Source organism: Streptomyces sp. HmicA12, from assembly GCF_000373565.1.
Lineage (GTDB): Bacteria > Actinomycetota > Actinomycetes > Streptomycetales > Streptomycetaceae > Streptomyces.
The window spans coordinates 256,639-271,231 of record NZ_KB891852.1; the positions used below are offsets into that span (position 1 = coordinate 256,639).

Genomic DNA, 14,593 nt, shown 5'->3' on the forward strand with positions numbered 1-14,593 from the left:
CTCGCGACCATGGACTTCCACCCCCAGCCACAGCCGGGCGCGGCCAAGCCGTGGGCGTTCCCCGCCCCGCGGCGCGGCGCGCTCGGCAACGGCCTCACGGTGCTGCACTGTCACCGCCCCGGCCAGCAGGTCGTGGCCGTGGAGATCAATCTGGACGCGCCCCTGGAGGCCGAGCCGAAGGGCCTCGACGGCGTCGCCACGATCATGGCACGTGCCTTCAACGAGGGCACCGACAAGCATTCCGCCGAGGAGTTCGCGGCCGAACTGGAGCGCTGCGGCGCCACCCTGGACGCCCACGCCGACCACCCCGGCGTCCGCGTCTCCCTCGAAGTGCCCGTCTCCCGCCTCCCCAAGGGGCTCGGGCTGCTGGCCGACGCCCTCCGGGCGCCCGCCTTCGCCGACGCCGAGATCGAGCGCCTCGTACGCAACCGCCTGGACGAGATCCCGCACGAGAGCGCCAGTCCGGCCCGCCGCGCCGCCAAGGAGCTCTCCAAGCAGCTCTTCCCGGCCGACGCGCGCATGTCGCGCCCGCGCCAGGGCACCGAGGAGACCGTCACCGCGATCGACGCGGTGGCCGTGCGTGCCTTCTACGAGAAGCACGTACGCCCCGCCACCGCCACGGCCGTGGTGGTGGGTGACCTGACCGGCGTCGACCTCGACGGCCTCCTCGCCGACACGCTCGGCGCCTGGACCGGTGACACCGCCGAGGCACGCCCCGTGCCGCCCGTGACGGCCGACGACACCGGCCGCGTCGTGATCGTGGACCGTCCGGGAGCCGTGCAGACGCAGCTGCTGATCGGCCGCGTCGGGCCCGACAAGCACGACCGCGTGTGGGCCGCGCAGATCCTCGGCACGTACTGCCTGGGCGGCACCCTCACCTCGCGCCTGGACCGCGTCCTGCGCGAGGAGAAGGGCTACACCTACGGCGTGCGGTCCTTCGCCCAGGTGCTGCGTTCCGCGCCCGACGGGACGGGCGCGGCGATGCTCGCCATCAGCGGCTCCGTGGACACCCCGAACACCGGTCCGGCGCTCGACGACCTCTGGAAGGTGCTGCGCACGCTGGCCGCCGAGGGCCTCACGGATGCCGAGCGGGACACGGCCGTGCAGAACCTGGTGGGCGTGGCCCCGCTGAAGTTCGAGACCGCCGCCAACGTCGCGGGCACCCTCGCCGACCAGGTCGAGCAGCACCTGCCCGACGACTACCAGGCCCAGATGTACCGCCAACTGGCCGAGACAGGCACCGTGGAGGCCACGGCGGCGGTCGTGAGCGCCTTCCCGGCGGACCGGCTGGTGACGATCCTCGTGGGCGACGCCGGCCAGATCGAGGAGCCCGTCAAGGCGCTCGGCATCGGCGAAGTGACCGTGGTCACCGGCTGATCGCCCTTCTCCCGTCCGACTCACGAGCCCCAGTGGTCCCCCCCCCGGCCACTGGGGCTCAGTGGTGTCGCTCACGTGCGCGGACGTGATCACGATGGATCGCATATGTCCGAAATAGTGCATAGGTTGCCTGTCTGCCCTGTGGCATGCACTACAAAAGCCGGGATCTGTTTGTTGAATGAAAGATGCCCCGCTTAGCGTCGGTCCGGCTGTCCGCCGCACCAGTGCCGCGCCGCGTCACCGGGCAGCCATCGCCGAGTCCCCCATGGCGCGAGCCAGGGGAGCCGGGGACCCACCGCAGTCCCTGGGGTGAATCGGGCGTTCTTCCTGGCCGTAGGCGTGAGGGAGACACCCGTAGGAGACCTTCCTGCTCCGAACCCGTCAGCTAACCCGGTAGGCGAGAGGGAAGGAAAGGATCAGCCCCTTCATGGCGTTCACCCGTGCCACCGGGAAGCACCGTCGTCCGAGTCGCATCACGCGTACCACCGCGCAGGTCGCGAGTGTCGCGGCGCTCACCACGACCGGTGTCGTCGGAGGCCTCGCCGCCCCCGCCCTCGCCGCCGACACCGCGGCCGCCGATCAGAGCAACAACCTGACGCAGGCGATCTCCATCGGCGACTCGCTCGCCGACCGGATCGACGCCCAGGCCACCGCGCAGAAGAAGGCCGCCGACGAGGCCGCCGCCAAGAAGAAGGCCGAGGCCGAGGCCAAGAAGAAGGCGGCCGAAGCCAAGCGCCAGGCCGAGGAGAAGGACAAGAAGGAGCGCGAGGCCAAGGCGCGCGCCGCCCGTGAGGCCGAGCGCAAGCGCCTCAACACCTTCGTGGCGCCCATCTCCGGCTCGTACGTCTCCACCGCCTACAAGGCGAGCAGCGGTCTGTGGTCCTCCGGCAGCCACACCGGCATCGACTTCCACGCCGCCAGCGGCACCTCGGTCCACGCGGTCGGCTCCGGCACCGTCGTCGAGGCCGGCTGGGGCGGCGCCTACGGCAACAACATCGTCATCAAGATGAACGACGGCACGTACACCCAGTACGGTCACCTGTCGTCCATCGGTGTCTCCGTCGGCCAGTCGGTCACCCCCGGCCAGCAGATAGGCCTCTCCGGCGCCACCGGCAACGTCACGGGCCCGCACCTCCACTTCGAGGCCCGCACGACCCCCGACTACGGCTCCGACATGGACCCCGTCGCGTACCTGCGCTCGCACGGCGTGAACGTCTGACGCGACCGCACCAATATCATCCGAAAGCCCCGGCTCACCGAGCCGGGGCTTTCGCGTTGACTGTCCTGAGCGACCCTCCGCTGTCCAAAAAATATCCATGGATTCCGGGCTGCCGTCGGAAATTCAAGAGTGGTGGAATAGAGTCGTCGGGCAAGCGCGCCGGGCGGGTGTCCCTCGTGCTTGTACGGGCGTCAATCGACCGCGTTTCGCGGGGATTAAGGCGGAGGTCGGGTCATGCGCATTCCCGCGCACTCGGTATGCACGGCGATCCGCGACGACATCGTCGCGGGTGTCTACGAGCGCGGCGGCAGGCTCACCGAGGAACTGCTCGCGCGCCGCTACGGCGTCTCGCGCGTCCCGGTCCGTGAGGCGCTGCGCACCCTGGAGGCGGAAGGCTTCGTCGTCACGCGCCGGCACGCGGGCGCCTGTGTCGCCGAGCCCACCGAGCAGGAGGCCGCCGACCTCCTGGAGATCCGCATGCTGCTCGAGCCGCTGGGCGCGGCCCGCGCCGCGCAGCGCCGCACCGAGGCTCACCTCAAAGTGCTCCGCGGCCTGGTCAGACTGGGCCAGGAGCGCTCCAGGAGGGGGCAGAACGAGGACCTGCGCTCCCTGGGCGGCTGGTTCCACGAGACGCTCGCGCAGGCCTCCGGAAGCCCCGGTCTGATCGCCCTTCTCACCCAGCTCCGGCACAAGATCGCCTGGATGTACGCGGTCGAGACCCCGGCCCAGCCGGCCGAGTCCTGGGCGGAGCACGGCGCCATCGTCGACGCGGTGGCCCGCGGCGACGCCGAGCGGGCCCGCGCCCTGACCGCCCTGCACACCGAGCGCGCGACGGCGGCGCACCGGCTGCGCGTCCCCCGCGCGGGCGAGCGTGTGAGGACTTCGCAACATCCCGTAAACACGGCAGGGCTCCAGCATTAACAGGGGGGCCGTATACAAAGAAGTGCGCTATTCGCTGAATGGGTCGCGGCATGTTTTCCGCTGCCCTTTTCGGTATTGAATCGGGCGTGATGAATTACTGACGTACTTTCGGTCGTGCGTCAATTCAGGCCGAAGTGTGCGACGCAAAACGACGGAGCCGCGCGTTCCCGGGGGGAAACGCGCGGCTCCGTGGAAATGCCGTGGGTCAGACGGTCTCGGGGAGCTCCTCGAGACCCTCGGCGACCAGCTTGGCCAGACGGTCGAGTGCGGCGTCCGCGCCCTCGGCCTCGGAGGCCAGCACGATCTCCTCGCCGCCCTGGGCGCCGAGACCGAGCACCGCGAGCATGGAGGCGGCGTTGACGGGGTTGCCGTCGGCCTTGGCGATCGTCACGGGGACGCCGGCCGCCGTGGCCGCGCGGACGAAGATGGAGGCGGGACGAGCGTGGAGGCCCTCGGCCCAGCCGACGTTGACGCGGCGCTCAGCCATGTGATGCTGCCCTTCAGGTGTCTCACAGTTGTCTAGACCATTCTCACACACCGGGGAATGTGCTCGACGCGGACCCACGTCCCGTCCGAGCACCGCTCCTTCGGCCTTCTTCAGCCTGCCTCCCACGCGCGCGGGCCGCGACCCGTACGACTGTCGGCGCCCGGCCCTACGCTTGCGGCATGGAGACCCCGTCGGACCGGCACGCCTATCCCGCCCACTGGGAGGCCGACGTGGTGCTGCGCGACGGCGGCACCGCCCGGATCAGGCCCATCACCACCGAGGACGCCGAGCGCCTGACCAGCTTCTACGAGCAGGTCTCGGACGAGTCGAAGTACTACCGCTTCTTCGCGCCCTACCCGCGCCTGTCCGCCAAGGACGTCCACCGCTTCACCCATCACGACTACGTCGACCGGGTCGGCCTCGCCGTCACGATCGGCGGCGAGTTCATCGCGACCGTGCGCTACGACCGGATCAACGCCCATGGGATGCCCGCTTCCGCACCGGCCGACGAGGCCGAGGTCGCCTTCCTAGTACAGGACGCCCACCAGGGGCGTGGCGTGGCGTCCGCCCTTCTGGAGCACATCGCCGCCGTCGCCCGGGAGCGCGACATCCGCCGGTTCGCCGCCGAGGTGCTGCCCGCCAACACCAAGATGATCAAGGTGTTCCGGGACGCCGGGTACACGCAGAAGCGCAGCTTCGAGGACGGCGTCGTCCGCCTGGAGTTCGACATCGAACCCACCGAGGCCTCCCTCGCGGTGCAGCACGCGCGAGAGCAGCGCGCCGAGGCCCGCTCCGTGCAGCGCCTGCTCGCTCCCGGATCCGTCGCCGTGATCGGCGTGGGACGTGCGCCCGGAGGAGTGGGCCGCAGCGTTCTCGACAACCTCAAGGACGCCGGGTACACGGGCCACCTCTATGCGGTGAACAAGGCGTTCCCCGAGGACCTGACCGAGGTCGGCGGCGTGCCCGCCCACCGCTCCGTGCGCGACATCGACCCGGCCGAACACGTCGACCTGGCCGTCGTCGCCGTGCCCGCCCCCTACGTCCCCGAAGTCGTCGCCGAGTGCGGCGAGCGCGGCGTACAGGGCCTGGTCGTGGTCTCCGCCGGATACGCCGAGAGCGGCGCCGAGGGCCGCGAGCGCCAGCGCGAACTCGTACGCCAGGCACGCAGCTACGGGATGCGCATCATCGGGCCGAACGCCTTCGGGGTCGTCAACACGTCCCCCGAGGTGCGCCTCAACGCCTCGCTCGCCCCCGAGATGCCGCGTGCCGGACGCATCGGCCTGTTCGCCCAGTCCGGGGCCATCGGCATCGCCCTGCTGTCACGGCTGCACCGCAGGGGCGGCGGCGTCACCGGGGTCACCGGGGTCTCCACATTCGTCTCCGCGGGCAACCGGGCCGACGTCTCCGGCAACGACGTCCTCCAGTACTGGTACGACGACGCGGACACCGACGTCGCCCTCATGTACCTCGAATCGATCGGCAACCCGCGCAAGTTCACACGCCTCGCCCGCCGCACGGCAGCGGCCAAGCCACTGGTGGTCGTCCAGGGCGCCCGGCACAGCGGCATCGCGCCCACGGGCCACGCCGTACGAGCGACGCGCCTCCCGTACGCCACGGTCTCCGCCCTCCTGCGCCAAGCGGGCGTCATCCGCGTCGACACGATCACCGAACTCGTCGACGCGGGCCTCCTGCTGGCACGTCAACCGCTCCCCGCCGGCCCCCGCGTCGCCATCCTGGGCAACTCCGAGTCGCTCGGCCTGCTCACCTACGACGTCTGCCTCTCCGAGGGGCTGCGGCCCAAGCCGCCGCGGGACCTCACCACGGAAGCCTCCGCGGCGGACTTCCGGGCCGCCTTGGAGGAAGCGCTGGCCGACGACAAGACCGACGCCGTCGTCGTCACCGCGATGCCGGTGGTGGGGGAGGAGTCGACCGAGGACGCCGAGTTGGCGGCAGCCCTGAGCGCGGCGGCGGCCGCCGCCCCCGCCAAGCCGGTGCTCGTCGTCCACGTGGAGCTGGGCGGTCTCGCCGAGGCGCTCTCCGCCGCGGCCAGCACCGGCCCGAACGCCCCGTCCCGGCCGGCCCCCGCCACGGCGGAGGCCCCGCGGGAGACGACCCCGCGCCTCATCCCCGCCTACCCCGCCGCCGAGCGTGCCGTGCGCGCCCTCTCCGAAGCCACCAAGTACGCGCAGTGGCGCCGCGACGCCGCCGAGCCCGGCAAGGTGCCCGAGTACGACGACGTCGACGAGCCGGGCGCCGCCGCCCTGATCACCGAGCTGCTCGCCAAGGAGGACGACCCCCGCGGCGCGGACCTCGCCCCCGACGACGCCCGCGAGCTGCTGTCCCGCTACGGCATCGGCGTACGGCAGACGCTGCCCGCGCCTGACCCCGACCAGGCCGTCGAAGCGGCCCGCGCGCTCGGCTACCCGGTGGCACTGAAGACGACGGCCCCGCACCTGCGCCACCGCCCCGACCTGGGCGGCGTACGGCTCGACCTCGCCGACGAAGAGGATCTGCGCCGCGCCTACGAAGACCTCACCGAGCGGCTCGGCAAGCCCGCCGAACTGCGGCCCGTCGTCCAGGCGATGGCGCCGCGCGGCGTCGACACCGTCGTCCGGGCCGTCATAGACCCGGCCGCCGGAGCCGTGCTCTCCTTCGGCCTGGCCGGCGCCGCGTCCGAACTGCTCGGCGACACCGCACACCGCCTGATCCCGGTCACCGACCGCGACGCCCAGGCGGTCGTCCGCTCGATCAAGACGGCCCCGATCCTCTTCGGGTGGCGCGGCGCCGCCCCCGTGGACACCCCGGCCCTGGAGGAGTTGCTCCAGCGGGTGTCCCGCCTCGTCGACGACCACCCCGAGGTGGTCGGCGTCGCCCTCGAACCGGTCGTGGTCGCACAAGCCGGACTGACCGTGCTCGGCGCCTCCGTCCGGCTCGCACCCCCACCCGCCCGTGACGACCTCGGCCCGCGCACCCTGCCCGCCGCGTACTGACCACCGCTCACCCCGGGGCCGGTGGGCGAACCGCCAGGAAATGCCCTCACGCAGAGTTATCCACAGGCGCAACGGCAGCCTCTTCCCGGGCCTTAGGATGGACCTCATGGCCAAGACCAGTACGACGACCCAAGGGCTGCGAGCGGCGATCGAGCGCAGCGGCTACTACCCGGCCCTCGTGGCCGAGGCGGTGGAGGCCGCGGTCGGCGGCGAGCCGATCTCGTCGTACCTCGTCCACCAGGAGACCACGTTCGACGCGAACGAGGTCCGTCGTCATGTCACCGTCCTGGTTCTGACCGACACCCGCTTCATCGTCAGCCACACCGACGAGCAGGCCGCCGACACCACGTCCCCGACGCCGTACGCGACGACGTCCACGGAGTCCGTGAAGCTCGACCGGATCTCCTCGGTCGTGCTCAGCCGCGTCGTCGCCAACCCGGAGAAGTACGTCCCGGGCACCCTGCCCCGCGAGGTCGTCCTCACCATCGGCTGGGGCGCCGTCTCCCGCATCGACCTGGAGCCCGCGGCCTGCGGCGACCCCAACTGCGAGGCGGACCACGGCTACACGGGCAGCTCGACGGCGGACGACCTGAGCCTGCGCGTCAGCGAGGCCGGCGACGGCCCGGAGACCGTGCGCCAGACCCTCGCCTTCGCGCAGGCCCTCTCGGAAGCCACCGCGGACGCGGGACGCTGATGACGCAGGCCGCCTGGGACGACGTAGAGCCGCTGCCCGTCCACACCGCCCCCGTCCCGGCGTACGGCACCGGATCCCTCGCGGACCTGCTGCCCACCCTCGGCGCCCACCTCGGCGTACCCGACTGCACCGCCACGATCGAGGAGCTCGCCCCCGTCGACCGGGCCTGCGTCTTCCTGATCGACGGCCTCGGCTGGGAGCAGGTGAAGGCCCACCCGGACGAGGCGCCGTTCCTGCACTCGCTCATAGCCTCCTCGCGCGGCGGCACCGGCCGCCCCATCACCGCGGGCTACCCGGCGACCACCGCCACCTCCCTCGCCTCGGTCGGCACCGGCCTGCCGCCCGGCGCCCACGGCCTGCCCGGCTACACCGTGCGCAACCCGGCCACGGGGGAGCTCATGAACCAGCTCCGCTGGAACCCGTGGACGAAGCCGCAGACCTGGCAGCCCTACCCCACGATCTTCCAGCGCGCCCACGCCGCGGGCGTGCACACCGCCCAGGTCTCCGCCCCCACCTTCGAGTCGACGCCCCTGACGAAGATCGCCCTCAGCGGCGGCACCTTCTACGGACGGCTCTCCGGCGAGGACCGCATGGACCTGGCCGCCGAGCAACTGGCCGCGGGGGACCGGTCGCTGGTCTACACGTACTACAGCGAGGTGGACGGCAAGGGGCACCGCTTCGGCATCGACTCCGACCCGTGGCGCGGTCAACTGATGTACGTCGACCGGCTCGCCCAGCGCCTCGCCGAGCAACTGCCGCCGCGCAGCGCCCTGTACGTCACCGCCGACCACGGCATGGTCGACATCGCCTTCGACGAGCAGTCCCGTATCGACTTCGACGAGGACTGGGAACTGGGGGCCGGCGTCGCCCTGCTGGGTGGCGAGGGCAGAGCGCGCCACGTGTACGCCGTCCCGGGCGCGCAGGGCGACGTCCTCGCCGTGTGGCGCGAGGTCCTCGGCGAGCAGTTCTGGATCGCGAGCCGCGACGAGGCGATCGCGGCAGGCTGGTTCGGCCCCCAGGTCGATCAGCGGGTGTACGACCGGCTCGGCGACGTCATCGCGGCCGCCCGCGACGACGTGCTCATCATCGCCTCGCAGAACGAACCGAAGGAGTCGGCGATGGTCGGCAACCACGGCTCCATGACCCCCGCCGAGCAGCTTGTCCCGCTGCTCGAAGTACGTTCCTGACCTCCTCCCGCCCCTTCCCCCACCGTGTGACCCGAAAGGTGCTCGACTCCCCATGCCCGAGCTGGTGTTCTTCTCCGGAACGATGGACTGTGGAAAGAGCACTCTGGCTCTGCAGATCGAGCACAACCGGTCCGCGCGCGGCCTCCAGGGCATGATCTTCACCCGGGACGACCGGGCCGGCGAGGGCAAACTCTCCTCCCGCCTCGGCCTGGTCACCGACGCCGTGGAGGTCGCCGACGACCTCGACGTGTACGCGTACGTCATCGACCACCTCTCCCAGGGCGGCAAGGTGGACTACGTGATCGCGGACGAGGCGCAGTTCCTCGCGCCCGGCCAGATCGACCAGCTCGCCCGCGTCGTCGACGACCTCGAACTCGACGTCTACGCCTTCGGCATCACGACCGACTTCCGCTCCAAGCTGTTCCCCGGCTCGCAGCGCCTGGTCGAACTCGCCGACCGCGTCGAGGTGTTGCAGGTCGAGGCGCTGTGCTGGTGCGGTGCGCGCGCCACGCACAACGCGCGCACCGTGGGCGGTGAGATGGTCGTCGAGGGCGCCCAGGTCGTCGTCGGCGACGTCAACCAGGCCGAGGACCAGATCGGCTACGAGGTGCTGTGCCGACGCCACCACCGGCGGCGGATGACCAGCGCCGGCGCACGCGCCGCGGCGCTCTCGCCCGACGTGCTGCCGGTCGCCTCGGCCTGAGCAGGCCGTCTCCCGGTTCTTTGCCGGGCAAACGCGCCACCGGGGTGCGGCAGTTGGATCCCGGCGGACGGCGTCAGTCGCTCTGCGACACCACCAGCGTGAACCGCGCCCCCTCCGGATCCGCCACCGTCGCCACCCGCCCGCGCGAGCCCTCCCGTGCGGGCCTGACCACGTGTCCGCCCAGGTCGGCGACCCGTTCCACGGCCTCGTCGACGTCGGCTACCTCGAAGTACGTCATCCAGTGCGATCCGCGATCTCGGGGCAGGGCGTGTCCCGCTCCGTGCACGGACGCCACGGGGCGGCCCTCCAGGTGCAGCGTCAGATGGTCGAAGTCGGCGGAGACCACGGCCTCTTCGGTGTACCCGAAGACGGTCCGGTAGAACTTGGCGACGCTCGCGGTCTCCCGCGTCACCAGCTCGTTCCACGCCACCGAGCCCGGCACTCCGGTCACCGCCATGCCCAGGTGCCCGGCCGCCTGCCAGATGCCGAAGACCGCGCCCACCGGGTCGGAGGCGATCGCCATCCGGCCCGCCTCACCGGCGTCCAGCGGGCCCACTCCGACCGTGCCGCCGCAGTGCCGCACCGACTCGGCCGTCGCGTCCACGTCGTCCGAGGCCAGGTACGGGGTCCAGGCGATCGGCAGGTGACGCTCGGGCGGCAGCTGGCCGATGCCGGCCACCTCCGAGCCGTCGAGGAGTGCTCGCGCGTAGGGGCCGAGCTGTTGCGGTCCGGGCCTGAACTCCCAGCCGAACAATGCCCCGTAGAAGTCCTGGGTCGCCGCCATGTCGTGCACCATCAGGCTCACCCAGCAGGGTGTGCCGGGTGCGCGCCGGGCTGCTGCCTCGGTCATCGTCACTCTCTCCTCGGACTCCTCAGAACAGATCTCTCGGGGGCCCTCGCTCGGGATCCCATGTGTCGCGTCGCGCCCGTGCTGATCGTGGCACTCCGTGCCGCGCGGCGCTCCCTGGCCGCGCCGAAACCGCCGGACTCCTCGCGGAGGATGCCCGAAACGGTGTTTCGCGCGCGTTGCCGCGCCATGACTCGGCGGTGTCCGACCGGTCGACGCTGTGTAGTCGATCGAGCACGCTATCCGAACGTGGGCGCTCGGGCCAGAGCATGAGCAAGGATGGCCCTCATGAATGCCATCATCACCGCATCCGAACTTGCGAGCGAGTTGGCGGGAGAGCGTCCTCCCGTCGTGCTCGACATCCGTTGGCAGCTCAGCGTCGCGAAGGCCGCGGGAGCCCCGGAATTCGACGGCCGCGCCGCCTACGCGGCAGGTCACATCCCCAGTGCGGTCTTCATCGACCTCGACCGGGAGCTGGCCGGCACCGCGGGCCCGGGGGAGGGCCGCCACCCTCTGCCCGACCTGGCGGCGTTCGGTGCCGCGATGCGCGCGGCGGGCGTGTCGGCGGACCGGGACGTCGTTGTGTACGACGGCGGCCAGGGCTGGGCCGCGGCCCGTGCCTGGTGGCTGCTGCGCTGGACGGGTCACTCGTCGGTACGGGTCCTCGACGGCGGCCTGGCCGCCTGGGACGGCTCCCTGGAGACCTCGGTGCCGACCGTGCGGCCCGGCACCTTCGCCCCTGCACCCGGTGCCACCGGCCTCCTCGACGCGGACGACGCGGCTGCCCTCGCCCGCTCCGGGCTGCTCCTGGACGCCCGCGCGGCCGAGCGCTACCGCGGTGACGTGGAACCCATCGACCGCGTCGGCGGCCACATCCCGGGCGCCGTGTCGGCCCCGACCACCGAGAACGTCGCGGACGACGGCCGCTTCCGCCCCGCCGCCGAACTCGCCGAGCGCTTCAAGTCCCTTGGCGCGACCGGGGATCCGGGCCAGGTCGGCGTCTACTGCGGCTCCGGCGTCTCCGGTGCCCACGAGGTACTGGCGCTCGCGGTCGCCGGGTTCGACGCACAGCTGTACGTCGGCTCGTGGTCGCAGTGGTCGGCGGACGAGTCCCGTCCGGTGGCGACGGGCCCCGACCCGCAGTAACCCCTCTCCCGCACGCAGTCGGGGCCCGGGCGGTGAACGGCCCGGGCCCCGACCACGTACGGAGAGGTACTAATCCTGCTTCTTGCGGCGTGTGCCGAACACGATCTCGTCCCAGCTCGGCACCGCGGCCCGCCGCCCGGGGCGTACCCCGTCGGCCTCGGCCTGGCGGTCGGTGGTGCCGGTCAGGCGGTCGCGGTGGCCCGCGACGGAGCGCGGCATGAGCACGTCCGCGTACGCCGCTCCGGCGCCGGCCGACGCGGCGGGTGCCGGCGGCTCCTCCACCTCGGCGGCAGCGGGCGGCTCCGGCTCCTCCTGCGGCGGCTCGGGAGCCGCCGTGGGACGGTCGGGCACCACGATGTCGCCGCGGTAGCTGGGCACCGCCTCCAGGAGGCTGGTCAGCGAGTCGCGCTCCGAGGAGGAGGCGATCGCCGGCAGGTTGTCCTCGGTGGGGGGCTCCGGCGGTGGTACCGGACGCTCCAACTGCCGGTCCAGGGCGCGGTCCAGCGGACGGTCCCTGGGCAGCCGTGCGATGCGCGGCACGAACGGGAACGTGGGCTCGGGCACACCGATGTCGTCGGACTCGCCGATGAGCGAGCGTGCCTCGTCGTCCACGGCCTGGACGAGCCTGCGCGGCGGGTCGTAGGTCCAGCTCGCCGAGTGCGGTTCGCCCGCGACCCGGTAGACGAGCAGGACTTCCCAGGTGCCGTCGTCGCGGCGCCAGGAGTCCCACTGGACGGTTTCCTTGTCGGCGCCGCGCAGCAGAAGACGCTCCTGCACCGCCTCGCCGAGCTGGGGGCCGGTGGTCTCGCCGGGACGGCGCACGGGAGTCTTCCTGGCGCGCTCGGCCATGAAGGCCCGCTCCGCGAGCACGGGGCCCTCGAAGCGGCGTACACGGTCGACCGGAATGCCCGCGAGCTGGGCGACCTCCTCGGCGGAGGCTCCGGCTCGTATGCGCGCCTGGATGTCACGCGGGCGGAGGTGGCTCTCCACCTCGATCTCGATCTGGCCGAGACGCGGACGGTCGCCGCGCACGGCGGCCCGGAGGCGCTCGTCGATCGGAAGCGTGTACTCCGTGCTGTCCGCAGCCTTCAGCACCAGCCGTGTGCCGTCGTTAGAGACGGCCACGACACGCAGTTCGGGCATGGGGACCTCCCGGGTGGTGCCTGCCGACGTCACGTGCGTCGCTGCTTCCGCTAGTCGAGTGTGGCCTGCCCGGGTGCAGCCTGCCACAACCTTGCCGAGTTGCCCGGCGTGTCGGGCATCGACCCGAGAGCGCCGTTATGGCACGGTTACCTGTTCGCAACGCTAAGTGACCGAAGTCGTCACCCTGTGCAACGAGCCCCCTCCCGGCGGTCCTGGAAGGCCCCGGACACCCTGGCGGGAGACCGGACCCAGGGCTCGCAACAGTACTCCATTCGGACCACTCGCGTGGATCGGCACGCCGCTCAACTTCTCACGGGGAGAGGGAGTTGGGCATGGGGCGCCGGTCGGGGGTGCCCGATTCGTGGGGGATCCGCGTGGCGTGCTTCACGAAACCTCCGGAAGCGGAACTGAGGGCTCCTTCCATACGTCCCTCTCTCACGTGACACAAGAAGTTCACGTAGCCTCGAGAACTTCCATATGAAACAAGTCGGTATGTCGAGAAAGGCAGGCTAGGTCAGGAGATGGGCGAGAAGCCGGACAACTCCAGGGACGATCAAGGCGAGCCCAAGGAGAAGAAGCGGCTGGATCTGAGCGTGCCCCAGGTGGCGGGCAGTGCGGTCGCCGCTGTCGTGGCCGCGAAGCTCGCCTCCGGTCTCGGTGTCTACGGGACGATCCTGGGCGCCGGCGTGGTCAGCGCCCTCGCCACCTGCGGTGGCACGCTCTTCCAGCACTTCTTCCGGCGCACGGGCGAGCAGATACGCGACGCCGCCGTGACGTCGAAGCCGAAGGGACGGCAGGTCCCGGTCACGGCGGAGGGCCGCCCGGTGCCGCGCACGTTCCGGTCGGACACGTCGATGGACGCCACGACCGCCATGGTCACCGGCGAGCGGCCGCCCGCGCAGCGGCCCGCCATGGCCGCCGTGCCGACCACCACGACGTGGGGCAGGGCGGCCGCCGCGGACGCCGAGGAGACGGCGATGGTGCCGCAGCTGTCCATGGACAGCTCCGCCGGTTCCGCCGGTTCCGCCGGATCCGTCGCGGTCGGCGGACCGGGGGCGGACTTCGACAAGACGCAGATGCTCGACACGGGCGCGGTGGCCGACCTGCTGGACGACACCGGTGCGGGGGCGACGGGGAACCTGTCGGCCGACGATCCCGACAGGACCCGACTGCTGGGCACGGCCGGTGCCGCGGACCCGGACCGGACACAGCTCGTCGACTCCCGGGCGACGGACGACGCCACGCGCGTGCTGCGGCCCGCGCCCGACGACGCCACACGTGTTCTGCGGCCCGCTGCCGGGTCGCCCGGGCAGCCGCTCCCGCCGGGCGGGCCCGACGAGGAGCCCGAGGAGTTCACCGAGGGCACGGTGCACCGCACGCGCGTCAAGAGCTGGAAGCGGCCACTGATCGCCGCGGCCGTCGTCTTCGGCGTCACGATGGGCGGCATCACCACGTACGAGCTGGTGAGCGGCCAGAGCTTCAGCGGGGACGGCAAGAGCACCACCATCGGCGACGCCTTCAAGGGGCGCCACGGCTCGGCCGGCGGCGGCAGCGAGCCGACGCCGAGCACCTCGCAGCAGCCCTCCGACACCAGCAGCACCGGTTCGGACGACGGCACGCAGAACGGCGACGGCTCGTCGACGAGCGGCAACACGACGCCCACGCCGACCCCGAGCGGCAGCGGCGACTCGGACACCGGGTCGGACCACGGCACGGGCACCGGTTCGGACACGGGATCCGACTCGGGCTCGGACAACGGTTCGGACACCGGTGACGACACCTCGAACCCGACGCCCACGCCGACTCCGTCGCAGAGCGGGGACACGGGTACCGGGCCGACGAGCGGCTCCGGCGGTCAGTCGCCGGCCGAGTAGGACGC

12 protein-coding genes and 1 riboswitch are annotated in these 14,593 nt (G+C 72.0%); of the genes, 9 read left to right on the top strand and 3 right to left on the bottom strand.

What is annotated here, in order from left to right; genetic code table 11:
- Positions 1-9 precede the first annotated feature (9 nt).
- The 3 genes from B072_RS0141775 to B072_RS0141785 all read left to right on the top strand — a co-directional run bounded on the left by B072_RS0141775 (position 10) and on the right by B072_RS0141785 (position 3,517).
- Positions 10-1,377: a M16 family metallopeptidase gene (locus B072_RS0141775; RefSeq protein WP_043245712.1), complete on the top strand. Its 1,368-nt coding sequence runs from the start codon at positions 10-12 to the stop codon at positions 1,375-1,377.
- Positions 1,378-1,619: 242 nt separating this feature from the next.
- Positions 1,620-1,792: riboswitch (cyclic di-AMP (ydaO/yuaA leader) on the top strand.
- Positions 1,793-1,804: 12 nt separating this feature from the next.
- On the top strand, positions 1,805-2,596 hold the full coding sequence (locus B072_RS0141780; RefSeq protein ID WP_018535975.1) for a M23 family metallopeptidase: 792 nt from the start codon (positions 1,805-1,807) through the stop codon (positions 2,594-2,596).
- Positions 2,597-2,830: 234 nt separating this feature from the next.
- Positions 2,831-3,517 (top strand): GntR family transcriptional regulator, encoded by a 687-nt coding sequence (locus B072_RS0141785; protein ID WP_018535976.1) that lies wholly within the window; start codon positions 2,831-2,833, stop codon positions 3,515-3,517.
- Positions 3,518-3,722: 205 nt separating this feature from the next.
- Here B072_RS0141785 and B072_RS0141790 read toward each other — a convergent pair whose 3' ends face one another.
- Positions 3,723-4,004 (bottom strand): HPr family phosphocarrier protein, encoded by a 282-nt coding sequence (locus tag B072_RS0141790; protein WP_018535977.1) that lies wholly within the window; start codon positions 4,002-4,004, stop codon positions 3,723-3,725.
- 179 nt (positions 4,005-4,183) lie between these two features.
- Between B072_RS0141790 and B072_RS0141795 the strand changes: the two genes are divergently transcribed.
- The 4 genes from B072_RS0141795 (at position 4,184) to B072_RS0141810 (ending at position 9,578) form a co-directional block, all read left to right on the top strand.
- Entirely contained in the window at positions 4,184-6,994 is a 2,811-nt protein-coding gene (locus tag B072_RS0141795) for a bifunctional GNAT family N-acetyltransferase/acetate--CoA ligase family protein (protein ID WP_018535978.1), read from the top strand.
- 106 nt (positions 6,995-7,100) lie between these two features.
- The gene (locus B072_RS0141800) at positions 7,101-7,688 is read left to right on the top strand and encodes a DUF5998 family protein (RefSeq protein WP_018535979.1); all 588 of its coding nucleotides are present in this window, start codon (positions 7,101-7,103) and stop codon (positions 7,686-7,688) included.
- Complete coding sequence (locus B072_RS0141805; protein WP_018535980.1) at positions 7,688-8,875, top strand: alkaline phosphatase family protein; 1,188 nt, start codon at positions 7,688-7,690, stop codon at positions 8,873-8,875. Before B072_RS0141800 ends, B072_RS0141805 begins: the two co-directional genes overlap by 1 nt.
- A 52-nt stretch (positions 8,876-8,927) precedes the next feature.
- Positions 8,928-9,578 (top strand): thymidine kinase, encoded by a 651-nt coding sequence (locus B072_RS0141810; protein ID WP_018535981.1) that lies wholly within the window; start codon positions 8,928-8,930, stop codon positions 9,576-9,578.
- Positions 9,579-9,651: 73 nt separating this feature from the next.
- Here B072_RS0141810 and B072_RS0141815 read toward each other — a convergent pair whose 3' ends face one another.
- Positions 9,652-10,428 carry a VOC family protein gene (locus B072_RS0141815; protein ID WP_026246890.1) on the bottom strand — a complete coding sequence of 259 codons (777 nt, stop codon included), beginning with the start codon at positions 10,426-10,428 and terminating at the stop codon, positions 9,652-9,654.
- A gap of 285 nt (positions 10,429-10,713) precedes the next feature.
- On the opposite strand from B072_RS0141815, the gene B072_RS0141820 reads away from it, so the two are divergent.
- Positions 10,714-11,571, top strand: coding sequence for a sulfurtransferase (locus B072_RS0141820; protein WP_026246891.1), 858 nt, complete (start codon positions 10,714-10,716; stop codon positions 11,569-11,571).
- Positions 11,572-11,640: 69 nt separating this feature from the next.
- Here the strand turns inward: B072_RS0141820 and sepH are convergent, their stop codons facing one another.
- Positions 11,641-12,714 (bottom strand): septation protein SepH, encoded by a 1,074-nt coding sequence (gene sepH / locus B072_RS0141825; protein ID WP_018535984.1) that lies wholly within the window; start codon positions 12,712-12,714, stop codon positions 11,641-11,643.
- 521 nt (positions 12,715-13,235) lie between these two features.
- Between sepH and B072_RS45305 the strand changes: the two genes are divergently transcribed.
- Positions 13,236-14,588, top strand: coding sequence for a hypothetical protein (locus B072_RS45305; protein ID WP_018535985.1), 1,353 nt, complete (start codon positions 13,236-13,238; stop codon positions 14,586-14,588).
- Positions 14,589-14,593: the final 5 nt, after the last annotated feature.

Coding starts and splice junctions, on each gene's coding strand:
- B072_RS0141775 (WP_043245712.1), top strand. CDS start 10: ATGGACTTCCACCCCCAGCCACAGCCGGGCGCGGCCAAGCCGTGGGCG.
- B072_RS0141780 (WP_018535975.1), top strand. CDS start 1,805: ATGGCGTTCACCCGTGCCACCGGGAAGCACCGTCGTCCGAGTCGCATC.
- B072_RS0141785 (WP_018535976.1), top strand. CDS start 2,831: ATGCGCATTCCCGCGCACTCGGTATGCACGGCGATCCGCGACGACATC.
- B072_RS0141790 (WP_018535977.1), bottom strand. CDS start 4,004: ATGGCTGAGCGCCGCGTCAACGTCGGCTGGGCCGAGGGCCTCCACGCT.
- B072_RS0141795 (WP_018535978.1), top strand. CDS start 4,184: ATGGAGACCCCGTCGGACCGGCACGCCTATCCCGCCCACTGGGAGGCC.
- B072_RS0141800 (WP_018535979.1), top strand. CDS start 7,101: ATGGCCAAGACCAGTACGACGACCCAAGGGCTGCGAGCGGCGATCGAG.
- B072_RS0141805 (WP_018535980.1), top strand. CDS start 7,688: ATGACGCAGGCCGCCTGGGACGACGTAGAGCCGCTGCCCGTCCACACC.
- B072_RS0141810 (WP_018535981.1), top strand. CDS start 8,928: ATGCCCGAGCTGGTGTTCTTCTCCGGAACGATGGACTGTGGAAAGAGC.
- B072_RS0141815 (WP_026246890.1), bottom strand. CDS start 10,428: ATGACCGAGGCAGCAGCCCGGCGCGCACCCGGCACACCCTGCTGGGTG.
- B072_RS0141820 (WP_026246891.1), top strand. CDS start 10,714: ATGAATGCCATCATCACCGCATCCGAACTTGCGAGCGAGTTGGCGGGA.
- sepH (WP_018535984.1), bottom strand. CDS start 12,714: ATGCCCGAACTGCGTGTCGTGGCCGTCTCTAACGACGGCACACGGCTG.
- B072_RS45305 (WP_018535985.1), top strand. CDS start 13,236: ATGGGCGAGAAGCCGGACAACTCCAGGGACGATCAAGGCGAGCCCAAG.